The 22,799-nt window shown below is 60.7% G+C and carries 18 protein-coding genes, 1 pseudogene and 1 riboswitch; of the genes and pseudogenes, 17 read left to right on the top strand and 2 right to left on the bottom strand.

Annotation, left to right across the window (positions count from 1 at the left end; genetic code table 11):
- Positions 1 to 61: 61 nt before the first annotated feature.
- Positions 62 to 325 (top strand): annotated as a pseudogene (locus FAZ30_RS21020) (methyl-accepting chemotaxis protein); the annotation flags it as partial.
- 18 nt (positions 326 to 343) lie between these two features.
- Positions 344 to 754 carry a CZB domain-containing protein gene (locus FAZ30_RS21015; protein ID WP_425456401.1) on the top strand — a complete coding sequence of 137 codons (411 nt, stop codon included), beginning with the start codon at positions 344 to 346 and terminating at the stop codon, positions 752 to 754.
- 35 nt (positions 755 to 789) lie between these two features.
- Here FAZ30_RS21015 and FAZ30_RS14270 read toward each other — a convergent pair whose 3' ends face one another.
- A complete protein-coding gene (locus FAZ30_RS14270; protein WP_124645510.1) occupies positions 790 to 1,695 on the bottom strand; it encodes a LysR family transcriptional regulator in 906 nt (301 codons plus the stop codon).
- Between the two features lie 102 nt (positions 1,696 to 1,797).
- On the opposite strand from FAZ30_RS14270, the gene FAZ30_RS14265 reads away from it, so the two are divergent.
- From FAZ30_RS14265 to FAZ30_RS14195, 15 genes are all read left to right on the top strand, one after another.
- Complete coding sequence (locus tag FAZ30_RS14265; protein WP_124645511.1) at positions 1,798 to 2,439, top strand: NAD(P)-dependent oxidoreductase; 642 nt, start codon at positions 1,798 to 1,800, stop codon at positions 2,437 to 2,439.
- Between the two features lie 148 nt (positions 2,440 to 2,587).
- A riboswitch (glycine riboswitch) is annotated at positions 2,588 to 2,675 on the top strand.
- 607 nt (positions 2,676 to 3,282) lie between these two features.
- Positions 3,283 to 4,683, top strand: coding sequence for an L-serine ammonia-lyase (locus FAZ30_RS14260; protein WP_137009673.1), 1,401 nt, complete (start codon positions 3,283 to 3,285; stop codon positions 4,681 to 4,683).
- Between the two features lie 274 nt (positions 4,684 to 4,957).
- On the top strand, positions 4,958 to 7,594 hold the full coding sequence (locus tag FAZ30_RS14255) for a type VI secretion system Vgr family protein (protein ID WP_137009672.1): 2,637 nt from the start codon (positions 4,958 to 4,960) through the stop codon (positions 7,592 to 7,594).
- Entirely contained in the window at positions 7,594 to 8,349 is a 756-nt protein-coding gene (locus FAZ30_RS14250) for a DUF4123 domain-containing protein (protein WP_137009671.1), read from the top strand. The genes FAZ30_RS14255 and FAZ30_RS14250 overlap by 1 nt, the downstream gene beginning before the upstream one ends.
- A gap of 18 nt (positions 8,350 to 8,367) precedes the next feature.
- Positions 8,368 to 8,823: a hypothetical protein gene (locus FAZ30_RS14245; RefSeq protein WP_137009670.1), complete on the top strand. Its 456-nt coding sequence runs from the start codon at positions 8,368 to 8,370 to the stop codon at positions 8,821 to 8,823.
- Positions 8,820 to 9,581 carry a DUF3304 domain-containing protein gene (locus FAZ30_RS14240; protein ID WP_137009669.1) on the top strand — a complete coding sequence of 254 codons (762 nt, stop codon included), beginning with the start codon at positions 8,820 to 8,822 and terminating at the stop codon, positions 9,579 to 9,581. The genes FAZ30_RS14245 and FAZ30_RS14240 overlap by 4 nt, the downstream gene beginning before the upstream one ends.
- 223 nt (positions 9,582 to 9,804) lie before the next feature.
- Positions 9,805 to 10,452, top strand: a complete 648-nt coding sequence (locus FAZ30_RS14235) for a DUF3304 domain-containing protein (protein ID WP_137009668.1) — start codon at positions 9,805 to 9,807, stop codon at positions 10,450 to 10,452.
- An 83-nt stretch (positions 10,453 to 10,535) separates the two neighbouring features.
- Positions 10,536 to 12,479 (top strand): T6SS phospholipase effector Tle1-like catalytic domain-containing protein, encoded by a 1,944-nt coding sequence (locus FAZ30_RS14230; RefSeq protein WP_246043361.1) that lies wholly within the window; start codon positions 10,536 to 10,538, stop codon positions 12,477 to 12,479.
- 39 nt (positions 12,480 to 12,518) lie between these two features.
- On the top strand, positions 12,519 to 14,378 hold the full coding sequence (gene tssF / locus FAZ30_RS14225; RefSeq protein WP_137009666.1) for a type VI secretion system baseplate subunit TssF: 1,860 nt from the start codon (positions 12,519 to 12,521) through the stop codon (positions 14,376 to 14,378).
- Entirely contained in the window at positions 14,342 to 15,367 is a 1,026-nt protein-coding gene (gene tssG, locus FAZ30_RS14220) for a type VI secretion system baseplate subunit TssG (protein ID WP_137009665.1), read from the top strand. Before tssF ends, tssG begins: the two co-directional genes overlap by 37 nt.
- Before the next feature lie 44 nt (positions 15,368 to 15,411).
- The gene (gene tssH, locus FAZ30_RS14215) at positions 15,412 to 18,057 is read left to right on the top strand and encodes a type VI secretion system ATPase TssH (protein WP_137009664.1); all 2,646 of its coding nucleotides are present in this window, start codon (positions 15,412 to 15,414) and stop codon (positions 18,055 to 18,057) included.
- A 12-nt stretch (positions 18,058 to 18,069) separates the two neighbouring features.
- Positions 18,070 to 19,515: a hypothetical protein gene (locus FAZ30_RS14210; RefSeq protein WP_137009663.1), complete on the top strand. Its 1,446-nt coding sequence runs from the start codon at positions 18,070 to 18,072 to the stop codon at positions 19,513 to 19,515.
- On the top strand, positions 19,512 to 19,775 hold the full coding sequence (locus FAZ30_RS14205; RefSeq protein ID WP_124643489.1) for a PAAR domain-containing protein: 264 nt from the start codon (positions 19,512 to 19,514) through the stop codon (positions 19,773 to 19,775). The genes FAZ30_RS14210 and FAZ30_RS14205 overlap by 4 nt, the downstream gene beginning before the upstream one ends.
- 68 nt (positions 19,776 to 19,843) lie before the next feature.
- A complete protein-coding gene (tssA, locus tag FAZ30_RS14200; protein ID WP_124643488.1) occupies positions 19,844 to 20,935 on the top strand; it encodes a type VI secretion system protein TssA in 1,092 nt (363 codons plus the stop codon).
- Between the two features lie 313 nt (positions 20,936 to 21,248).
- Positions 21,249 to 21,446, top strand: coding sequence for a hypothetical protein (locus tag FAZ30_RS14195; protein WP_137009662.1), 198 nt, complete (start codon positions 21,249 to 21,251; stop codon positions 21,444 to 21,446).
- A 76-nt stretch (positions 21,447 to 21,522) separates the two neighbouring features.
- Here FAZ30_RS14195 and FAZ30_RS14190 read toward each other — a convergent pair whose 3' ends face one another.
- On the bottom strand, positions 21,523 to 22,716 hold the full coding sequence (locus tag FAZ30_RS14190) for a GGDEF domain-containing protein (RefSeq protein WP_137009661.1): 1,194 nt from the start codon (positions 22,714 to 22,716) through the stop codon (positions 21,523 to 21,525).
- Between the last annotated feature and the right edge of the window lie 83 nt (positions 22,717 to 22,799).

Here is a 22,799-nt window from a genome sequence, read left to right as displayed (position 1 = left end):
GCAGAAAACCGCCGAATCCATGGATTCGCTCAATAGCAAGACCAGCCAGATCCGCCAGTTTGTGCAGTTGATCAAGGATGTCGCCGAGCAGACCAATCTGCTGGCGCTGAATGCGGCCATCGAGGCCGCCCGTGCCGGCGAACAGGGCCGCGGCTTTGCCGTGGTGGCCGACGAGGTGCGCAAGCTGGCCGAGCGCACGGCCAATGCCACCAATGAGATTTCCACCCTGGTCAGCGATGTGGAAAGCGCCTCGCTCAGCACCAAGCTGCAAGTCACCGAAGCGGCCGGGCAAGTGGCCGGCTACCGCAATACCGGGCTGGAAACCGCCGCCGCCATCCGCAGCATGGTGGATGTCAGCGAGCAGATGGCGCGGGTCATCGCCCAGGGCACCAATACCAGCTTCATGGAGGTGGTCAAGCTCGACCATGTGGTGTTCAAGCTGGACATCTACAAAGCCTTCATCGGCTACCACGACCTGGCGGCAGACAAGGTGTCCTCGCACCAGCATTGCCGTCTGGGCAAGTGGTATTACGAAGGTCGTGGCGCGCAGGAATGCAAGGGCAACAGCCAGTTCATGCAGCTGGAAACCCCGCATGCCAATGTGCACAACGCCGGCAAGGAGGCACTGAACGCCTTCCACGCCAAGGATTTCGCCAAGGCCAGACAGGCACTGCAACGCATGGAAGAAGCATCCGATCAGGTGATGGATTTGCTGACCCAGCTGGAACAGCAGCCTTGTAACAACAAGATCTAAATCAGCGCAACAGCCGTGGCTGTCACGCAAGCCGCTTACGCCGCCACGGCGGGGCGGTGTTGCATGCGCTGGCGCAGTGCGTCGATGGCATAGCGCACCTTGGCTGGCTGCGCATCGCGCCTGGGCGTTACCACGTAAATGCCCAGCGCCGGCAAGCGCCACTCGGGCAGGATGCGTAGCAAGCGGCCATCGGCCAGCTCCTGCCTGATTTCCGGCTCCGGCTGGATAGACAAGCCCATGCCGGCCAGCACGAACTGGCGCGCCGCCAGGATATTATTGCTGCTGACCCGCACACCCACCTCGGGCCGTACTACCACCCCTTCTGCATTTTCCATGCTCAGCCAGCTCTGGCTGCGTTCGTGATCCAGCATCACCCATTGGTGTTCCGTCAGCTGCTGCGGCTGGGTAATCGGCGCATGGCGGGCCAGATAGGCTGGTGCAGCACACAGCACGCTATCCCAGTCGGCCAGATGACGCGCCACCAGACTGGAGTCTTTCAAGTCGCCCGCACGCAGAGCCAGATCGATACGGTGCTGTACCAGATCGATCATCTCGTCATGGAAGAACAGCTTCAAACTGAGCCGGGGATGGGCCGCCAGCAAGGGCGCCAGCGCCTCAGTCAGCATCGGGCCGGCAAAGCCGGTGGGAGCCGCCAGCCGCAATTCGCCCACCGGCGCATCACGCAGCTCGCTCAGCCGTTGCTCGGCCAGGCGCGCGGCGGCCAGCATATCGGCACAGCCCTGGTAAAACAGGCTGCCCGCCTCAGTCAGGGTCAGGCTGCGTGTGGTCCGGTGCAATAAGGACACGCCATGCTCGGCCTCCAGCTTGCTGATGTGCTGGCTCACCGCCGACGGGGTCATGCCCAACTCGCGTGAGGCGGCAATCATCGAGCCCTGCTCCACCACGGTGGCAAACACCGCCATACGCCGCAACATTTCCATATTATTAAGTCCAGCTAATTTATTAATGCCAGTATTGACGGATTATCAGTGGATTCGCAAGCGATTACAGTTGCTTCCATCCACTATCGAAAGGAAAGCAAAATGAAAATCGCACTGATCGGCGCTACCGGTTTTGTTGGCTCGGCCATTCTGCAAGAGCTGCTGGCCCGCCAGCATCAAGTTACCGCCATCGTCAGCCGTCCGGAACGCCTGCCCCAGCATGCGCAACTGCAGGCCATCAAGGCCGATGCCTATGACGCCGCCGCCATTGCCAGCGCCGTCGCCGGCCACGACGTCGCGATCAGCGCCTTCAACCCCGGCTGGGACAAGAGCGACATTCGCACCCTGTTCATTCAGGGGCATGACGCCATCGTCGCCGGGGTGAAGCAGGCCGGGGTGACACGCTTTCTGGAGGTGGGCGGTGCCGGCAGCCTGTTCGTGGCACCGGGCCTGCAACTGATCGACACCCCGCACTTCCCTGCCGAATACAAGGAAGGGGCCGAAGGCGCACGCCAGGCACTCGATAGCCTGCGCAGCGAGACTGTACTGGACTGGGTATTCCTGTCGCCGCCAGCCCTGCTGGCACCGGGCGAGCGCAGCGGCCAGTACCGCGTGGGTGGCGAAGAGCTGCTGATGGATGGTGAAGCACCAGCCGGCATCAGCGTGGCCGACCTCGCCGTAGCCATCGCCGACGAGGTGGAAACGTCACGCCACAGCCGCCAGCGCTTTACCGTCGCCAACTAGTTTTTCCACCATTCTCCTTGCCGAGCTGCCCGCACTGCGCGCAGCTCTTTTTTATTGCCATCCGCATGCTGCAACTGCACATTGAAACACGCGCCAATATTGGCGTTGACAGGCTTGGGCAGCTTATCTACAGTGCCAGCCAGCCGTACTGGATGGCGCGGGAGAGATCACCTTTGCGGTGACGCCGAAGGGGTATCGCCCCAGAAACTCTCAGGCAAAAGAACCGCGCCGTCGTCTGGCTCTCTGGAGAGAAGGACCGGGCCACCACGCCCGGCCTCGCCGAAGGAAAAGACAGCCCACGCTGTCGAAGATTGTTGACAAACCCCTCTCGCTTTCTGAAAAGAAAGCGAGGCTCCCTTGCAGGGCAAGGGCGGGGGGATTGGGAATAGATAGGAAGGCTGCGGAATCAATCAGTGAGCCGGAAGGCCCGGCTTTGCCGGGTCCTGTGCAATCCTATCAAATTACTTTGTCAGCAGCCCGAGACAGCCCACGCTGTCGCAATCTCTCAGGCAAAAGGACAGAGGGGGCAGTGACTGCATTCATGTCAGCATGCGTCGGCCTGCCCGGTTTGCGAGCGATGGAGCCTGCCCTCCTGCCGCCCCTCCAGCCTGTCATCCCTGCGCCAGCCACCATGAGCAGCCCCGCACCACGGCCTATCCCGCCGCGGACAAGCAGCGGACCGGACGCTTCACGACGCCTGATGGCCGGAAGCAGAACAGTCCACGCGCACAAAACATGACAGGCTGACACACACATCAACGGGCCATCCTTTAGCGAGCGGCCCGCACCCGAAACACCGGCAGCGCCGCCAAACGGCCTGCCTGCAGCAGACAAGAGAGCAATATGGCTATCAGCGTTTTCGACCTGTTCAAGATTGGCATCGGCCCATCCAGCTCGCACACCGTCGGCCCCATGCGCGCCGCCCGCCAGTTTGTCGCACGGCTGGAAAAAGACGGCCTGCTGGCCGCCACCTGCCGCGTGCGTAGCGAGATGTATGGCTCGCTGGGTGCCACCGGCAAGGGCCACGGCTCGGATACCGCCGTGCTGCTGGGCCTGGCCGGCGAACTGCCCGACCTGGTCGATACCGATGCCGTGCCAGACCTGCTCACGGCAATCCGCAGCAGCAAGCGGCTGAACTTGCTGGGCCAGCAGGATATCGCCTTTAACGAGGCCGAAGACCTGATCCTGCACAAGCGCAAAACCCTGCCCTACCACCCCAACGGCATGATCTTCGAAGCCTACGACGCCGCCGGCAATAGCCTGTCCAAACGCGCCTATTACTCGGTGGGGGGTGGTTTCGTCGTGGATGAAGCCGCCATCGAAGCCGGCTTTGCACCGCCCGGCGTCACCGAACTCAAACACCCGTTCAATACCGCCGCCGAACTGCTGGCCCTGTGCAAGGCGCAAGGCAAAAGCATCAGCCAGATCATGCTGGAAAACGAACTGGCCTGGCGCAGCGAGGAAGAAGTACGCCGCGACCTGCTGACCATCTGGGGGGTGATGCAGGCCTGCGTCAAACGTGGCTGTCAGCGCGAAGGCATTCTGCCTGGCGGCATGAAGGTAAAACGCCGTGCCGCCGATATGTACCAAAAGCTGCTGGCTGCACCGGAAGCCGCGCTGCGCGACCCGCTCACCGTAATGGACTGGGTCAATCTGTATGCGCTGGCCGTGAACGAGGAAAATGCCGCCGGTGGCCGCGTCGTCACCGCCCCCACCAACGGTGCCGCCGGCATCATCCCGGCAGTCATGCACTACTATTCGCGCTTTGTACCGGGTGCCAGTGAAGACGGCATCGTGCGCTACCTGCTGACCGCCGGTGCCATCGGCATCCTGTTCAAGCTGAATGCCTCGATTTCCGGGGCGGAAGTAGGTTGCCAAGGCGAAGTGGGCTCGGCCTGCTCCATGGCCGCCGGTGCACTGGCTGAAGTCATGGGCGGTACGCCGGAACAGGTGGAAAACGCAGCAGAAATCGGCATGGAGCACAACCTGGGCCTGACCTGCGACCCGGTCGGCGGCCTGGTGCAAGTCCCCTGCATCGAACGCAATGCCATGGCCTCGATCAAGGCCATCAACGCTGCCCGCATGGCGCTGCGCGGCGATGGCCAGCACTGCGTATCGCTGGACCGCGTCATCAAGACCATGCGCGACACCGGCCGCGACATGAGCACCAAATACAAGGAAACCGCCCGTGGCGGGCTGGCCATCAATGTGATCGAAGTACCGGTCAACGTAGTGGAATGTTGAACCGAGTCAGGTAGTAACAGACAACACGCCGCGGCCTTACCATCCACGGCGTTTTCTTTTATGTCTGGGCCGCTGACCGCCCCTCTGCCCAGGCATTTTCATGCGGACATCGCACCGCCACACCGTATCCTCCACAACAGCGCAAACCACGCGTAGAACTCAGTAGAACTACGCATTCATGCCATTCCACCTTGCCCGGCGCATGTTAGGCGCATAAACTGTTGAACTTTCAACAGAATGTGAAGATTCACGTCAGCAGACGTGATGAGACGCCATGGACTTTTCTGCACTGCTCGCCAGCTTCGCCGCCGCCTTTTCCCAGCACCAGCGCCTGCTTACCCTGCAGCTGGATGGCGGGCAGATCGCCACCGAGCAGTTGCTGCCGCACACCCTGGATGGCAGCGAGGGCGTGTCGGAAGCCTATCGCTATCAGCTGAGCTGTTTGTCGCCCGACGGCACTATCGAGCTCAAGTCGCTGCTGGGCGTAGCCGCCCGTCTCGGGGTGCTGGATGCCGCTGGCAGCGAGGTGGTGCGCTGTGGCGTGGTGTCGCGCGCCGAGCTGTTGGGTTCTGATGGCGGCTTTGCCAAGTATGGCCTCACCATCGAACCGCCGTTTGCCCTGCTGCGCCTGCGCCGCACCTCGCGGGTGTTTCAGGACCTGTCCGTCCCGGACATCGTCAAACAGATCCTGGCCGAGCATCAGGCCAATAATCCGGTGTTTGCCCAGGTGCAGACGCTGGAATTCCACACCGCATCAGCCAGCCCGCGCAGTTATTGCCTGCAGTATCGCGAGAGCGATTTCGACTTCATCTTACGGCTGTTGCACGAAGAAGGTTATGCCTGGCGTTTCGAGCATGTCGATGGCGAGCATCCGCAGGTCAAGCTGGTGGTGTTCGACGACGCTTACAGCCTGCCGCCGGCGGCCAGCGAGCGCGTGCGCTTTCACCGCAGCGATGCCACCGAGGACGAAGACGGCCTGACCGATTGGAGCACCGCGCGCCAGGTGGTGTCCGGCAATGTCGCACTGGCCAGTTTCGACTACCAGCCGGTAAGCACCCAGCACACCGGCGACCAAAGCCGCATCCAGCAAGGCCGTAGCGGTGATGCCTTGCAATCCACCCTGCAGGATTACGATCCGCAGTCGCTGTACTACGCCAGCGATGCCGAGCAGCTCAGCCAGTACGCCCAGTTGCGCCAGCAGGCACACGATGTGCAGGCCAAGCAATTCTCTGGCAGCGGCTCAGTACGCAGCCTGCAGGCCGGCCAGTGGTTCCGCCTGGACGAACACCCGGCGCACGAGGGCGACAGCAGCGAGCAGCGCGAATTCGTGGTCACCGGCCAAACCTTCCGCGCCAACAACAATCTGCCGGGCGATCTGGCCAGCAGTCTGCGTGGCTTGCTGGGCAAGGACGCCAGCACACCAGACAGCAGCCCCTTTCAGACCAACATCACCGCCCAGCGTCGCGGCATTCCGCTGACACCGGCTTACGCCCACAGCGTCCAAGCCAAGCCCACCTCCAAAGGTGTACAGACCGCCACCGTGGTCGGCCCCGCTGGCGAAGAAGTCCATACCGACGAACTGGGCCGCATCAAGGTGGAGTTCCACTGGCAACGGCCGGACGAACACCCCGGCATCGGTGCCAATCAGGATGACAAATCCTCCTGCTGGCTGCGCGTGGCCATGCCCAGCGCCGGTGCTGGCTGGGGTCACCAGTTCATCCCGCGCATCGGTCAGGAAGTGCTGATCGACTTTATCGAAGGCGATATCGACCGCCCGGTCATCGTTGGTGTGCTGTACAACGGCAGCCACGCCACCCCGGCCTTCAGCGGCGCGGGTGCACTGCCGGCCAACAAAACCCTGTCTGGCATCAAATCCAAAGAACACCAGGGCGGCCAGTACAACGAGCTGCTATTCGACGACACCCCCGGCGAAGTGCGGGCAAAACTCAGTAGCGAACCCGGCAAAACCCAGCTCAACCAAGGCTTCCTCACCCACCCGCGCAGCAATGGCAAAGCCCAGCCACGCGGTGAAGGCTTCGAACTGCGCACCGACCAGCACGGCGCCATCCGCGCCGGCCACGGCCTGCTCATCAGCACCGAAGCGCAAAACGGCGCCTCCGGCAAACAACTGGCACGTGACCATGCGCAAAGCCAGCTCGACGCCGCCCTCAGCCTCAGCCAGAGCCTGGCGGAAGTGGCCACTGGCCAACTGGCCGACACCATGGAAACCGGGCCGGACGGCATCAAGCCGGAGAACAGCAAAGACGGCAAGAAAGACAGCGGCCACCTGCAACATCACGCCGCCGCCGTCAAAGCCTGGGAAGCCGGCAGCAACACCGACAAAGACGGCAAAACCGCCAAAGAGCAAAGCGGCCAACAAGCCCTGCTCATCCTGTCCGCCCCGGCCGGCATCGCCAGCCTGACCGAACAAAGCCACACCCTCTCTGCCGGGAGCAACCTCAACCTCATCGCCCAGCGCGACGCCAACCACACCACCGGCCGCCGCTGGCTGCACAACGTCGGCCAGCACATCAGCCTGTTCGTGGCGGGGGTGAAAGACCAGATCGCGCTGAAACTGATCGCCGCGAAGGGCAAGGTGCAGGTGCAAGCTCAGAGTGATGCGATGGAACTGACGGCGAACAAGGACCTGACCATTACCTCGGCCAAGGGCAAGCAGCAATTCAATGGCAAGAAGGAAATCCTGCTGACCAGCGGCGGCGCTTATGTGCGGATCAAGGATGGCAAGATCGAGCTGCACGCCCCCGGCACCGTCAGCTTCAAGGGTGGCAGCCATGACTGGAGCGGGCCAGACAGCATGAATATTCCGATGCCGATTTTCCCCAAGGAAGTCTGCATCCCCTGCCTGCTGCGCAGCGCCAAAGCAGGTTCGGCCTTTAGCCAGGTGCAGTGATGAAACTGATTCATTCTTTTGATCTGGCCACACTGCAGCAACTATTGCAGCAGCCTGACAACAGCGGCGGGAATGACTACTTGCTGCTGGATGGCGCACTCAATCCGGCCATTCTGCGCCGCGTGCGCCGTAGCGGCCTGCCCTGGCTCAGCATTTTCACCCAGAGCAATGACGGTAGCGACGACCTGATGGCAGCCTCTCCCCTGCTGGTGCAATTCGATGCCTTGGCATTCGAACCGGTCAGCAAGCTGCTGAGCCACTGCGATGGCATGCCGATGGCAAGCCTGTGGCACAGCCCGGAGAGCCTGCAGGCACTGGCGCAGCGCCTCTACCCCTGGTGCGTGGTCAAGGCCGATGACATGTACTTCAATCTGCGCTATCCGGACACACGCCGGCTAAAAGATATCGTGGCCGTTCTCAGCGATACCCAACACCAACAGCTGTTTGGCCCGGCCACACGCTGCCTGCTGCCGCTGCGTGGCGGCGGGTGGGAATGCTTGCCCGTAAGCAGCAGCGACATGGCTGCAGCGGAAAAAGTCGAATTGGATCAGTCACAGACGCTGGCACTGATCCGGGCAGGCGAAGCCGACGAAACCCTATACCAGCTGCAGTACCACAGCCATATCAGCCCTGCCGTGCTGGCCGATCATTACCCGTCTGTGGAAAGCGCCTTGCAGCAAGCCGACCGTGCCGGCCAGCATGCGCCTGATAGCCGATTCACCCACTGCCTGGCGGCCTTGCAGCCCGGCACATGATGCAACAAGGAGAAGGCAATGACGAATAAATGGTTCCGTTCTTGTGCGCTGTTACTGGCCCTGCTGCTGTCCCCACTGGCCAAGGCCGATGACTGGCTGGGAGAGTATGTCATGGTGCCGAATGAACGCATGCCGCAGCTTTATGACGCCAATGGCCAGGCGCAAACCCTGGTCACCATTGTGAAGCGGGGGGAAGAATACGGGCTGGTATCCAAGCAGTTTGGCTGGGAAGACCCCGTCCCCACCAAGCTGGAAACCACCGGCCAGGCACTGCGTGACTGGCTGATGAATGATGCCAGCACGGTGAAATCGCAAGCACTGGTGGGGGACAAGATTGCCCTGATCAAGCTTGCCAAAGGCAGCGTCCTGAACGCCGCCAACGGACGTAGCCATGAGATGCACAGCGATTACCTGCTGATCATCAGCATGATGGGCATGGATGTCGAGCTGGAAAAGAAACCCGCCACGCCATGAATGACCGGCTGTACCGCAATATGCTGGCACGCCTCTGCAGCGCACTACTGACTGGGGGGCTGCTCAGCAGCTGCGTGAGTCTCGGCCCAAACTATATGGGGGTTGCGCTCACCGCCATCAACTACACCGAGGACGACTACGATGCAGTCGGCATTGCCATGCCGGATGACATCAAGACATTCGAGGCGATGGACAGGGCATCCGCCTATGGCGGCAGCGGCACCATGTGCTGCGTTGCCCTGCCGGAAAAATGGCAACCAGGCATGAAGTTGGTGGTACTGACCCAGGCTGGCACCAAGGCAAAAACACTGGAAGAGTGGGATAAAGAAAAAATTCCGGTGATTCCCCATCAGGTGGACGTACCCCGCTATACGACACCAGCACGGGTATGGATACAGATCATGTCGCCAGAAAAAGTTCTGGTTACGGTGAGCAATTATTCACCGGAAAACCCCAACTGGCCTGGAGAGATCAAAGGTGGCCCCAAGCCATCGTTGGAATATCGCAGAAAAAAATGGAAAGAAACGATTACTGAACGAAAGAATGCAGTTGATTTATTCAAACGACAGCTGAGCAATATTGACACAGCCGACCTGCAAGAAAAATGGAAATTGGACTCTCAATACAATGCAAGCGAAGTTAAAGTATTCAAGGGAAAAGATGATCCGAAATATAGAGAATATTTAATAAATACATATAAAAAATCACTACAAGAATCAATAGAATATCTCGAATACTACATGAAAATAGAGCCATAACCATACCATGCAACCCTCTCAGCCTGCACAATGCAAAGATAGCTTATTAATGCAATGCATCATATACAATGTTTCGAGCCCGCATCAATCCAACGCAACAGCAATAAACATATTATTGCGATTTTTCACCAACAAGATACACAGATAAAAATAGTCAAATAAAAAATATTTGCTTAGCAATTTTATTTAGCAAAAATATCGCCAATTAATTTAAAGGCCTGCCATGTCGCCATCACGAATTCTACTGCTGATCTCGAGCGCACTCTTGCTCAGCGCCTGCTCCGCCTTGGGACAGCAGAAAATGGGGGTTGCGCTTACCGCCATCAACTACACCGATGACGACTACGATGCAGTCGGCATTGCCATGCCGGATGACATCAAGACATTCGAGGCGATGGACAGGGTATCCGCCTATGGCGGCAGCGGTACCATGTGCTGCGTTGCCCTGCCGGAAAAATGGCAACCGGGCATGAAGATGGTGGTACTGACCCAGGCTGGCACCAAGGCAAAAACACTGGAAGAGTGGGATAAAGAAAAAATTCCGGTGATTCCGCATCAGGTGGACGTACCACGCTATACGACGCCAGCCCGGGTATGGATACAGATCATGTCGCCGGACAAGGTGCTGGTCACGGTAAGCAATTACTCACCGGAAAACCCCAACTGGCCGGGAGAGATCAAAGGTGGTCCCAAGCCATCGCTGGAATACCGCAGAAAAATATGGGACAGAGATAATTCTTTACTACAAAAACAACTAAAAAAAATGATTGAGGCTCGAGACAGCAAAACCGATATTAAAGAAAAGAACAGCTACCAAGAGGCAATTGACTCGATTCAAGAAGAATTAAAATTTCGAGGTAAAAGACCATGACAAAGCTCGCAGATAAATTTTTGCCAAACATGTCCAACCCATGCGAGTTTGATATTTTTTTCTCAAAGGAAGACACAAGAGATTTGAGAAAGTACTCATCAAGAGAACTCCCACCCATCTGCACCCCCACGGCCAGTTGCGATGCCAACCTGTTTTTCGGCTTTTTCTTTGATGGCACGCGCAACAACTACAATCTGTGCCAGAGCAATGAAGGTTTTTCCAATGTAGCACGACTATACGACTGCTACCCGGGGCAGTCGGTACCCGGCGTCATTACCAGTGAAACGAAATGGGAGAATGTGGAAACCGACTATCCCCATTTCTTCAAGGTATACATACCAGGGGTGGGTACCCCCTTCCCGCAGGTGAAGGACAGCGGCCAAGGGCGCGATGCTGCCATGGGTGCGGCCATGGCCTTGTATGGACATGAGCGTATCGTGTGGGGCCTGATGCAGGCGATCAATAATGTCCATTTCTATTTTCTCGGCAGTGTCCTGCTGCAAGATGCCGAGATTCTCAGCCTGAGCCGTGGCATGGTGATTACCGGCTGGAGCCTGAAAGATGGTAGCTGGATCACTGCGCGCCAAATGGAAAACGCCCAGCAGAACACTTTTGACAAACTGCGCGGCGTACTGAAAAGACTGCATGCAGCCATTGCCCCCTTCATGCATGCCCCTGGGGAAAAACCGGCCAATATGAGCAAAGGCAAGGTGGGCAACATTCATCTGTCGGTGTTCGGTTTCTCGCGCGGCGCGACCAAGGCGCGCTCCTTCAGTAACTGGATGCAAAGAATGTGCACGCTGGACGCCGAGCTGGCCAATCAGAGCGGCATGACGCTGGGTGGCTTCCCGGTCACCTTTGACTTTCTTGGCATATTCGACACGGTGGCCTCGGTGGGGCTGGCGGCCTCCACCCTGCTGTTTGATGGCCATGCGGAATGGGCGGATGCCGAACAATCGCTGCGCGTACCGCCAGGCATGCCCTGTGTGCACCTGGTATCGGCACATGAAATCCGCCGTAGCTTCCCGCTGGATTCCATCGAAACCGAGGCCGGGCTGCCTGCCGGTTGCGAGGAAATCATGTTTCCCGGCGTGCACTCCGATATTGGTGGTGGCTACCTGCCCAAGGAACAGGGACGCGGCACCACCAACAGAGGACAAGAAAAACTGTCCCGCATTACTCTGGCGGTGATGTACCGCAAGGCAAGGCTGGCCGGCGTGCCACTCAAAGCGGAAAAGATGCCCGCAGCAGTGCAGTACCGCATGCAGGTGGATGCCAAGCTGATCGAAGACTTCAATGCCTTCCTGGAAGCCTTGCCACGCAAAAACCCCGCGGACAAGGACAAGCCGGTCAAATACAAGGACCTGCTACGCGATATGTACTGGCCTTATGTCGCCTGGCGGCTGAGCTGGGCCGGCATTCAGGACCGTGCGGCCCTGCTGGAGCGCTTTCCCAACCTGCAAGCGGCTGACAACGGTGATGTCAACGACCTGCTGGGCGGCAACCAGAAGATGGCCGAGCATCTGGGCTATTTCCGCAGCTGGATGAAAAAGGACAAAGTCAGCATCGGCCGTACCACACGCGACTACTACCCCCCGACCTGGGACCCGAAAGTGGTCAAGGACTGGGCAGAGCTGGTGGAAATCTGGCCAGAGTTGTCCAAAGGCACGGACAGCAAATTCCTGCCGCCAGCAGTCAATCGCCTGTTTACCGACTATGTGCATGACTCCTATGCCTGGTTCCGGATTACCGGCAAGGAGAGCCCGGAGATTCTGGCGGGCTTGAAAGAGCTGAGCGAAAAGAAAAAAGCCAACGGCAGATTGACCAAGGAAGAAGAAGGCTGGGTGAAATTGTACGAGGACTCCCAAGGCACTCAGGTTCCGCAGACAGTCACCGAAGGGCAGGAACCATTCCTGATTGGCGCCGGCTACCTGCGCTACCGCAAAGTATATGCCGGGGCCGACTCCGTGCTGCTGACGCGCCTGAACCAGCGCAACTCACCATCAACAGAAACCGCGGTGGCCTGAGTGATCCACGCAGCTTTCATGGAAACCGAGTGTAATTGAATGCTTGAATCCCTCCTCCCCTATTACGAACGCGAGCTGGGCCAGCTGCGCGAGTTATCCGGTGAGTTTGCCCGGCGCTATCCGAAGATTGCCGGTCGCCTGCATATGGAAGGCGACCAGTGCGAGGACCCGCATACCGAGCGGCTGATCGAGTCGTTTGCGCTGCTGGCCGCCCGTATCCACAAAAAGCTGGATGATGACTATCCGGAAGTGGCCGGCAGTTTCCTGGACGTGCTCTACCCGCACTATCTGCAGCCCGTGCCATCGGCCAGCATCGTGCAGTTTGAGTGCGACCCCCTGCGGCCGGAAATTGCCAAGCGCTACCGGGTGGAACGCGGCCAGCCGGTGCATGCCCCGGCCATGCAGGGCGTGGTGTGCAAATTCCGCAGTGCCTATCCGGTGGACCTGTATCCGCTGACGCTGGACAAGGCCCGGCTGGAACTGACCAGCGCCTCGCCTTATCTGCGCCAACTGGCACCGGACGCCGCCGCCATCCTCACTCTCGAGCTGCAAAGCCAGGGCGGCTTGCCGCTATGCGATATCGGCCTGCAATCGCTGCGCTTCTTCCTGGATGGCGAGCCGGCGCTGATGCACCTGCTGTATGAAATGCTGCTGTCCAATGCGCTGGGCGTACGAGTAGGCGATGGCAGCGAGGACCCGGCACGCACGCGGGTGCTGCCCGCCTCCTGCCTGCAGCCGGTGGGCTTTGGCAAAGACGAAGGCATGCTGGAGTATGACGAGCGTTCATTCATGGGCTATCGCCTGCTGACCGAATACTTCTGCTACCCGGACAAATTCCTGTTTGTCGACCTGTTGCAACTGGAGAAACCGGCCAGCCGGCTGCCTGGCGACAAGCTGGTCGTGCAGATCATGCTGAAACGCTACCCGGACAGCGAACGCCACCACCGGCTGTTGGCGCAGTTGCAGGCACAGCACCTGAAGCTGGGCTGCACGCCCATCGTCAATCTGTTCCAGCAGCCGGGTGAACCCATCCGGGTGACCCATCAGAAAGCCAGCTATCCGGTGGTGGTGGATGCGCGCAAGCCGCTGGCCTACGAAGTGGTACAGCTGCAGCGGGTCGTCCGCGTAGAGAAATCCGCCGAAGGCGAACGCAGCGAAGAAGTCGCCCCCTTCTACGCCACCCGCCATGGCAGCCATATCAAGGCTCCCCGCTTTTACTGGCACGCCAGCCGTGAAAATTCGCGCCGCCAGAGTGACAAGGGCAGTGAAATGGAACTGCATCTGGTGGACTTGCAGTTCAATGCGGTGCGGCCAGCCAGCGAGGTATTGAGCCTGAGCCTGCTGTGCAGCAACCGCGACCTGCCGGAGCAGATTCCCTTTGGTGGCAGCCAGGCCACCCAGCGCACGGACTTTTCCCTGCCCGGCCATTCGGTAGTGAAACGGGTGCGGCTATTGCGCAAGCCCAGCGCCAGCCAGCGCAGCCCGCTGGGGCGGGCGGTGCAGTGGCGGCTGATTTCGCATTTGTCGCTGAATTACCTGTCCATCGTCGATTCCGGCTGTCAGGCGATCCAGGAAATGCTGACGCTGTACAACCTGGGGGACTCGGCAGTGAATACCCGGCAGATCCAGGGCATTGTCGGCATCCGCAGCCAGGCGGCAGTTAGCCGGGTCAGTGGCCGGGACTTCTCCGGCTTTGTGCGTGGCAGTGAAATCCAGCTGACGCTGGATGCTGATTATTACGTGGGCGGCAGCGTTTACCTGTTTGCCTCGGTACTGGAGCGTTTCTTTGCGCTTTATTGCAGTCCCAACAGTTTCAGCCGTCTGCGCGTGCATACGGTGCAACAAGACGAGGAGGTAGCGACATGGCCAGCCCGCGCCGGCGAAGCCCTCGTGATCTGAACGCAGAGCTGGCGCAAGACGCCAGCCAGTTCAGCTTTTTCCAGGCAGTGCGGCTGCTGGGGCTGAGTGCGCGCAAGCGCGATAGCCGCCGCGCCGCGCTGCCGCCGCGTTTGCGTTTCCGCACCCTGGCCTCGCTCAGTTTTCCACCCAGCGAACTGCAGTCTTACCGGCCACCTGCCACGGCTGAGGAGAGTGACACCCTGGCCGAGATGACGCAGAGCTTCATCGGCCTCACCGGTCCCAGCGGTGTACTACCCACCTCCTATACCGAGCTGTTGCTGGAGCGTCGCCAGCAATACAAGGACGACTCGCTGCACGCCTTTCTCGACCTGTTCAGCCACCGCTCTGCCGCGCTGTTTTTTGCGGCCTGGCAAAAATACCGTTACTGGATTCGCGTGGAGGCCGGCGAAGAAGACGACTTCAGCCGGAATCTGCTGGATTTGAGCGGCTTGGGTCTGCAATCCTTGCGCCAGCAATTGCAAGGTGACAATGGCATAGACGAAAATCTGTTCGTCTACTTTGCCGGCCTGCTCAGCCAGAAACCCTTGTCGGGACAGGCACTGGTGGCACTGGTGGAAGGCTTCTTCGGCGTATCGGCCAGCCTGCAGCAGTTTGTCGGGCAATGGATGAATATTCCGCAGGACGAACAAAGCCGCCTGGGCGGCCATGCCTGCGAGCTGGGAGTTTCGGTGCTGGCCGGCGCACGGGTATGGGACCGGCAAACCAGGCTGCAGCTGCGGCTGGGCAGCATGGACCGCCAGCGTTACGACGCCCTGCAACCGGGAGGCCAGGCGGCACAGGCCTTGCAGGCGCTGCTGAAGTTTGCCGTCGGCCACAATCTGGCGGTGGATGTCTGCCTGGTATTGCAGAAACAGGCCGTACCACCGGCACGGCTGGCTGCAGACAACGCCCTGCGGCTGGGCGGCAGTTGCTGGCTGGGCGCACAACAGCGCGACCCGGATGATATGCGTTACGCCCTGCTGCAATGATTGCAGCAGGCTTGTTGATTTGAATTGTGCTTATTGGAAAACCTATGTCGGTATCTTTGAAATCCCTTATCGAACGACTCACCCCCACCGCACGCCAGGCAGTAGAGCAAGCTGCCAGCCGCGCGCTGGCGCGCACCCATTTTGAAGTGGAAATCGAACACGTCCTGCTGGCCATGCTGGACCAGGCAGACAATGCCGCGCTGTCTGCGCTGCAGGCACTAGGCCTACCGGTGGTACAGGTCAACCGCGAGCTGGATGCTGCGCTGGACGCCTTCCGCAGCGGCAATACCCGCAACCCGGTGCTGTCCGCCTGGCTGCCGCAATGGCTGGAAAAGGCCTGGTTGCTGGCCAGCATGGAATATGGCCAGGACAGTATCTCCACCCTGGACCTGCTCCTAGTGCTGTGGCGCGATGACGCCCTGCGCAATGCGCTGCAATCCGGCTCGCGCAGCCTGGCCCGGCAGGATTCCAGCCAGTTGCAAGGCGCTTACCGCCAATTGCGCCAGCACGGCGGCGAAGCGGCCAGCGGCCTCAGCGGCGACGAGGAAGCCGACGACGACAGCAACGAGCAGCCCGGTAGCGCCGCAGCGCGCCCGGCAGGCCGTGGCAGCCCGGCGCTCGACAAGTACACGATAGACCTCACCGCCCAGGCCCGCGCCGGCAAGATCGACCCCATCCTGGGGCGCGATGGTGAAATCCGCCAGATGATCGACATCCTGATGCGTCGCCGTCAGAACAACCCCATCCTGACCGGCGAACCGGGCGTGGGCAAAACCGCCGTGGTCGAGGGGCTGGCACGCAAGATCGTGCGGCAGGAAGTACCGGATGTGTTGCTGGGCGTGGCCCTGCGCACGCTGGACCTGGGGCTGCTGCAAGCCGGCGCCAGCGTCAAGGGCGAGTTTGAAAACCGGCTGCGTCAGGTCATCGACGAGGTCAAGGCCAGCCCGCAGCCCATCATTCTGTTTATCGACGAAGCCCACACCATGATTGGCGCGGGTGGTGCCGCCGGCCAGAACGACGCGGCCAATCTGCTGAAACCGGCGCTGGCACGTGGCGAATTGCGCACCATCGCCGCCACCACCTGGGCCGAGTACAAGAAATACTTTGAAAAAGATGCTGCCCTGGCACGCCGCTTCCAGGTGGTGAAAGTGGAAGAGCCCGTACCCGACATCGCCGTGCAGATGGTGCGCGGGCTTACCCAGGCCATGCAGGATCACCATCAGGTGGACATCCTCAACGAAGCCATTACCGCTGCCGTGCACCTGTCCAGCCGTTACATCACCGGGCGGCAGCTGCCGGACAAGGCCATCAGCGTGCTGGATACCGCTTGCGCCCGCGTCGCCCTGTCCCGCGCCGGCAAGCCAGGCCCGGTGGAAGATGTCAGCGTATTGCTGGCTAATATCGAGCGTGAAATTGCCGCCTTGCAGCGCGAAGAAGGCCATGCCGAACGCATTGCCGAGCTGCAGACCCGACACGCCCTGCTGCAGCAGGACTTGCAGCAGCTGCACGCCGCCTGGGAGGAGCAGCAACAGCTGGTCAGCGAAATCGAAGCGCTGAAGCAGCAAACCGACAGCGCCAAGCCCAGCAGCAAAAAGCCCAGCCCGCTGCTGCTCAAGCGCAAGGCTTTGCGCGCCCTGCAACAGCAGCAACCGCTGGCCTTCGAGTGCGTGGACGAAAGCGTCATCGCCGACGTGATCTCCGGCTGGACCGGCATTCCGCTGGGCCGCATGGTCAGCAATGAGCTGGAACAGGTGCAGCGGCTGGCCAGCCTGCTGGGCGAGCGGGTGATCGGCCAGCAACATGCACTGGCGCAGATTGCCGAGCGGGTGCAGATCGCCAAGGCCAATCTGGAAGACCCCGGCAAGCCCAAGGGGGTATTCATGCTGGTTGGCCCATCCGGCGTGGGCAAGACCGAAACCGCACTGGCGCTGGCCGAAGCCCTCTATGGCGGCGAACGCAATCTGATCACCATCAATATGTCCGAATACCAGGAAGCGCACAGCGTATCCGGGCTGAAAGGCTCGCCTCCGGGCTATGTGGGTTACGGCGAAGGTGGCGTACTGACCGAAGCCGTACGCCGCAAGCCTTACTCCGTGGTGCTGCTGGATGAGGTGGAAAAAGCCCACCCCGACGTCATGGAGCTGTTCTTCCAGGTCTTTGACAAAGGCCAGCTGGAAGACAGCGAAGGGCGCGAGGTGGACTTCAAGAACACCATCATCCTGCTGACCTCCAATACCGGCACCGACTTGGTGATGCGCGCCTGCGAACACGGCGTCACGGTCGAAGGCGAGAACCGCGAGCCGACCGCCGCCGACCTGGTGGAAATCCTGCGGCCCACCTTGCAGCAGGTATTCAAACCCGCCCTGCTGGGCCGGCTGGATATCGTCCCCTATTTCCCCATCAGCGACGAAGTCCTGCAGGCCATTGTTGCCCTCAAGCTGGAGAAGATTCGCCAGCGCATCGCCAACAATCACGGTGCCAAGGTGGAATTCCCGCAGGAGTTGGCCGAGCAAATCGCCGCACGCTGCATGGATGTGGACAGTGGCGCGCGCAATGCCGATGCCATCCTCACCCGCACCCTGCTGGCGCAAATCTCCAGTGACTTGCTGGGCCGCATGGCCAGCGGCAAGCCGGTGAAGAAAATCGCCGTCTCGCTCAAGGGCGAGCAGATCAAAGTGCGTCTGAGCTAAGGACCCGGCACCATGTGGAGACTACCCGCCCTGCTTGGGGGCCTCACCATAGGCTGGTGGGGGCTGCTATGGCTGGTGCTGCCGCTCAGCTGGCAGCGCATCAGCCCTTCGGCCATCTTGCTATTGCACATCGTGCCGCCGGTCGCGGCCACGCTGGCCATTCGCTGGTGGGGCGTATTGCGGCAGCGGCGCGAGCAGGCGGCGCAGCAAGCCGCCGCCGCCAGTGCCGAAGCCGAAAGAACCGCCACCCGCGAGGCTGCCCGCCAGCAGCACCAGAACGCCCTGCGCGAAAGACAGTACACCATAGACTGCCGCTGGCTGTACGGCACGGCACTGCCGGTGAAGGACGAGGCCGACTGGCTGACAGAAACCGACAGCGCTTACGAGTGGGAAAGCATCAGCCAGGACGATATCGAAGCAGACAACGTGCTGGATGCCATCACGCCGCTGCTGCAGGAGGCCTTGTCACGACTGTATGCTGAGGCCGCCGGGGCCGCCTGGTTGCCACTGTATACCGAGGTCATTCCCACGCTGTCCGGCATAGAGCAACTTGACGCTCTCAAGACGGCCCAGCTCGAAGCTGTGCAACAAAGCCTTGGCCTGCAACAAGCACCTTCGCAGGATTGCCGCTTTCTTCCCGGCAATGGCCCGCTGGCGGAACGGGTGGCACAAGTGCTGCAACAAACGCCCGAGCTGCCCGGCCTGGTGGTGCTGGCCGCCGATGCGCCTGGTCTGCCCTTTGAGGAAGACGACGAGCCATGGCAGGAAAACAGCCCGGACCCGGAACTGGCATGGCGCGGCCGCCCCGGCATTGCCCTGGTAGCCATGCTGTTTTTGCGTAGCGACCTGCCGCAGCAAGATGCAGCCGCCAGCCCGGTGAATACGGCAGTTGATGACCAGCCAGACCCCTACCAGCCGTACTGGGAGAAAAATACCGTGGCCGGTTCGCCGGAATGGGGGCCGGTCCCACCATCCTTTCAGGCTTCACTGGCAGCCTTGCCCCTGCTCGCCCAGCTGGCCACCGCCAGCCGTGGCCCGGCAGCCATGCGCGCCATGCAGCTGGCCCGCCAGCTGCAAAGCCTGCTGGACAATGCTCTGGTGAACGGCCGCTTGCTGGACTACCCCTTCAGCGAGGAAGACGCCCAGCCAGACAACAACCGCGCCACCAGCCTGGCCTGGCTCAGCCATAACAGCGGCGATGTCGATGTGGGCGGTACCCGCCTCTCAGCCTTGTCCGGTGCGCTCAGCCGCCATCAGATCGAGCTGCATCCCATCGATCAGGCCAGCAACAGCGTGCGCGAATGGGGCAATGTCGGCGCAGCCACCACGGCCTTGCTTACCGCACAGGCCATCACCCGCAGCACCCAGCTGGGTGCGCCCGTCATGCTGGTGCAGTTCAGCCACGATGAAGCCTGCCTGAGCGTGATACGTCCCACCGTGGAGGAAATACCCGCATGAAACGCGTCATCCGTCTTGGCGACCCTACCGATCATGGCGGCAATGTGCTCAGCGCCGCCTCCTCTACCACCCTGTTTGGCAAGCAGGTGGCCTGCCTCGGTGACAGTGTCAGCTGTCCACGCAATGGCCATAGCAATTGCAGCATCGTCGAGGGTGACTCCTCCTGGCTGGTCGGTGGCAAGCCAGTGGCCCTGGAAGGCCACAAAACCAGCTGCGGCGCGGTACTGATTTCTACCATGCCGGAAGTCGGCAAGGGCTAAGCCCGGCAGCAAAACAAAAGTGCTGGCTAACCATGGATAGCCAGCCACTCCATTTTTCAGGACACCTCATGCAAGACAAGCTTGAACAACTGCTGGCACCGATTGCCGGCTCGCAGCCGGCGGGCGAAGACCTCAGCTACTCGGTGCTGTTCGACCAGATTCGCGAAGCCCGCCGCAGCGACGACCCCGGCCTGGCCCAGGGCGAATGGGAACAGACCCTGAAGCTAGCCGAATGGCCCAAGGTCATACGGCTGTGCGAACAGGCCTTAAGCCAACAAAGCAAGGATCTGCAACTGATTGTCTGGCTGGCGGAAGCCCTGCTGCAGCAACAAGGCATTGCCAGCCTGCCGCTGGGACTGAGCCTGCTCAATGGCTGGCTGGATCAATACTGGGCCAGCGGCTATCCCGAGCTGGACCCGCAAGATCTGGACGAACGCATCGGCAAGCTGGAATGGCTGAATCAGCAACTGGCAGCCGCCATCCGTGCCACGCCACTCATTAAGCCCGAGTTTGGCGGCTATGGCTGGAACGACTGGCAGCAATCACGGGAAGTGGACAATCTGGGGCTGAAGGATGCCGCCGCGCGCGAGGCCGCCATTGCCGAAGGCAAGCTGCCGGGGGAAAGCTTTGAAAAAGCCGCCACCCTCTGCGGTGCAGGCTGGTTTAGCACGGTCCACGAGCAACTGGTGCAGTCGCATCAATGCTATGAACTGCTGGAGCAGAAACTGGAGCAGCGTTTTGGCGAACATGCGCCCAGCCTGGTCGACGCCCGCAATGCCATCTACGCCTGCCAGGACCTGGTATTGCGTTATCGCAAGCAGACCACACCGGAAGCCGCCCCGACTACCACGCGGCCTCAGCCCGCCCCGCAGGAGAGCAGACCCGCCATGCCCACCGCCACCATCCATCACCCGGCCCCGGCGCACCCGCTTAACTTTGACGGCCAGATCCACAGCCGTGAACAAGCAGTGCAGATGCTGGGCGAAGTCGCCCGCTATTTCCGCGTACATGAACCACACAGCCCGGTGGCAGCACTGGCGGAACGGGCGGCCCGCTGGGCGGAAATGAGCCTGGAAGAATGGCTGCAACACGTGGTCAAGGACGATTCCACCCTGTCGCAGCTGCAAGAATTACTGGATGTCCGCAAGCAGACTGACTAACGCTGCCCAGCCAGGCCTCCAGCAAGGGCCGGCCGGGCAAACCTGCTTTTGGTAACGCCTGCCGGCTGCCCGGTGTAAATCCGGGTAAACCGCCTCAAGCCCGCTGCATGGCTGCCGATAGCAGTTGAAATGCACGAAGAGCCTGTTCAAAGGCTCGCGAGCTAGAGTGAGACAAGGCGAAAACGACCGAAAACAAGTGAGGAAGCAGAGTTTACCTAGAGTAAATGAGCATTCCGCAGGTGTTTTCAACGCAATCTCAGCCCCATCTCGACTCAATCCAGCAGACGATGAGCAGGTTCTAAGGGATAAAACCATGTTTCTGGGAGCGGTAGGTTCTTTCATCAGCACATCAGGTGGGGCGATGCTCAAGGCCACCGCTTCCGTGGTGACCGAGGCGGCGTCGGTGGTAGAAGCCCACCCACTGCTCGCCGCCGCCGCCCTGGGTGTCGGTGTCTACGAATACGTCAGCAACCCCAGCCATCTGGGCAATAGCGTCGACACCAAGGCCTGAACCCTTCCCCGCCAGACGCCGGCCTCGCCTCAACCGCCAAGCGCTGGCCACGATACAGCCAGCGAAAAGCGCAAGCTCAGGCCGACTGCGGCAGCAACGCCAGCTCAGCCTGACTGGTATGCACCCGGTTGCGACCGCTATTCTTGGCCTGATACAAGGCCTGATCCGCACACTGGCACAGCTGGTCGAAGCTCTCCCCGCCCAGCCAGCCGGCCACACCTATGCTGATGCTGTAGTGGCATGTACCAAAACTACTGACTACCTGATGCTGCTGTGCGCGCAAGCGTAGCCGCTCGGCCACCAGCTGCGCCGATGCGACACTGGCATCCGGCAGCAATACCGCAAACTCCTCGCCACCCAGCCGGCCCAGCACATCGCGGCCGCGCAAATGCTCGCCCACCATGTCGGCAAAGGCCCGCAACACTTCATCGCCCGCCGCGTGGCCATAGGTGTCATTGATGATTTTGAAATGATCCAGATCGATCAGCAGCAGGGTCAGCGGACGGCGGGTGGCTGCCGCCTGCAGAATGAACTGCTGGCCGGTGGCAAACAGATGCTTGCGTGACAAGGCGCCGGTCATGAAGTCGCGATTGGCGGCCTCTTCGGCCTCGGTCTGCAATGCCTCGTGCAACATCAGCACCGCGGCCATCGATAAGGCCGGCATGATGGCCGCGCCGATACACAGCAACACTACATTCCAGCCACTGGCCAGCATGATGTGGGTAGGTTCGGGCTGCATCATGCCGAAATAAATGCTGCGCACGATCTGTGCCATGGCAAACAGGCAGGACAAGCCCGTCAGCAGACGGTAGTGCACGCTGTTGCGGCGGCCGGTGTAATGCCGCAGCATCAGCCAGGCGGTGGCCGTGCAAACCACCGCAGCATAAGCAGAAACCGCCATCACCCGCAAAGGCAGGCTGTTGAAACCATAACGCCAGTAGACCACCGCCAGCACTTGCAGTGCGGCTCCTGCAAGCAGGTATTTCCAGCGTGGCGGCTGGCCGAGGAAGTGGGCGCAGCCGGCGTAATAGCAAGCAGCCGACAGCGCCAGCATGCCATTGGCCAGCACGATGGATAAGGCGTCGGGAATGATGTCGCGCAAACCCAGCAATGGCAGGTAGACCACCACCGCCACATTGGCCAGCAGCCATTGGCGCACACCGGGCAGCCCGCTGCTGCGCAGCGAAGCCAGCACCATGCACAGTGCCAGGCTCAGCAACTCGGTGGTGAGGAAGATGGGTGCCAGCACCAATACGGGGTTGATATTCATAGTGATCGATGTCAGCCGCTTTGAGCCGTCGAAAGAAGTCAGACGAAAACGGCAGGGGGCAATGTAGCTTTATATCAAAAATG

Source organism: Aquitalea aquatilis (genome assembly GCF_005155025.1).
Classification (GTDB): domain Bacteria; phylum Pseudomonadota; class Gammaproteobacteria; order Burkholderiales; family Chromobacteriaceae; genus Aquitalea; species Aquitalea aquatilis.
This window is presented reverse-complemented; position numbering and strand designations above follow the sequence as displayed.

Bases quoted from the DNA above. Each gene is read 5' to 3' on its own strand.
- FAZ30_RS14205 (WP_124643489.1), top strand. From the start codon at position 19,512: ATGAAACGCGTCATCCGTCTTGGCGACCCTACCGATCATGGCGGCAAT.
- FAZ30_RS14255 (WP_137009672.1), top strand. From the start codon at position 4,958: ATGGACTTTTCTGCACTGCTCGCCAGCTTCGCCGCCGCCTTTTCCCAG.
- FAZ30_RS14190 (WP_137009661.1), bottom strand. From the start codon at position 22,716: ATGAATATCAACCCCGTATTGGTGCTGGCACCCATCTTCCTCACCACC.
- FAZ30_RS21015 (WP_425456401.1), top strand. From the start codon at position 344: ATGGTGGATGTCAGCGAGCAGATGGCGCGGGTCATCGCCCAGGGCACC.
- FAZ30_RS14245 (WP_137009670.1), top strand. From the start codon at position 8,368: ATGACGAATAAATGGTTCCGTTCTTGTGCGCTGTTACTGGCCCTGCTG.
- tssH (WP_137009664.1), top strand. From the start codon at position 15,412: ATGTCGGTATCTTTGAAATCCCTTATCGAACGACTCACCCCCACCGCA.
- FAZ30_RS14260 (WP_137009673.1), top strand. From the start codon at position 3,283: ATGGCTATCAGCGTTTTCGACCTGTTCAAGATTGGCATCGGCCCATCC.
- FAZ30_RS14250 (WP_137009671.1), top strand. From the start codon at position 7,594: ATGAAACTGATTCATTCTTTTGATCTGGCCACACTGCAGCAACTATTG.
- FAZ30_RS14265 (WP_124645511.1), top strand. From the start codon at position 1,798: ATGAAAATCGCACTGATCGGCGCTACCGGTTTTGTTGGCTCGGCCATT.
- FAZ30_RS14210 (WP_137009663.1), top strand. From the start codon at position 18,070: ATGTGGAGACTACCCGCCCTGCTTGGGGGCCTCACCATAGGCTGGTGG.
- FAZ30_RS14240 (WP_137009669.1), top strand. From the start codon at position 8,820: ATGAATGACCGGCTGTACCGCAATATGCTGGCACGCCTCTGCAGCGCA.
- FAZ30_RS14270 (WP_124645510.1), bottom strand. From the start codon at position 1,695: ATGGAAATGTTGCGGCGTATGGCGGTGTTTGCCACCGTGGTGGAGCAG.
- tssA (WP_124643488.1), top strand. From the start codon at position 19,844: ATGCAAGACAAGCTTGAACAACTGCTGGCACCGATTGCCGGCTCGCAG.
- tssF (WP_137009666.1), top strand. From the start codon at position 12,519: ATGCTTGAATCCCTCCTCCCCTATTACGAACGCGAGCTGGGCCAGCTG.
- tssG (WP_137009665.1), top strand. From the start codon at position 14,342: ATGGCCAGCCCGCGCCGGCGAAGCCCTCGTGATCTGAACGCAGAGCTG.
- FAZ30_RS14235 (WP_137009668.1), top strand. From the start codon at position 9,805: ATGTCGCCATCACGAATTCTACTGCTGATCTCGAGCGCACTCTTGCTC.
- FAZ30_RS14195 (WP_137009662.1), top strand. From the start codon at position 21,249: ATGTTTCTGGGAGCGGTAGGTTCTTTCATCAGCACATCAGGTGGGGCG.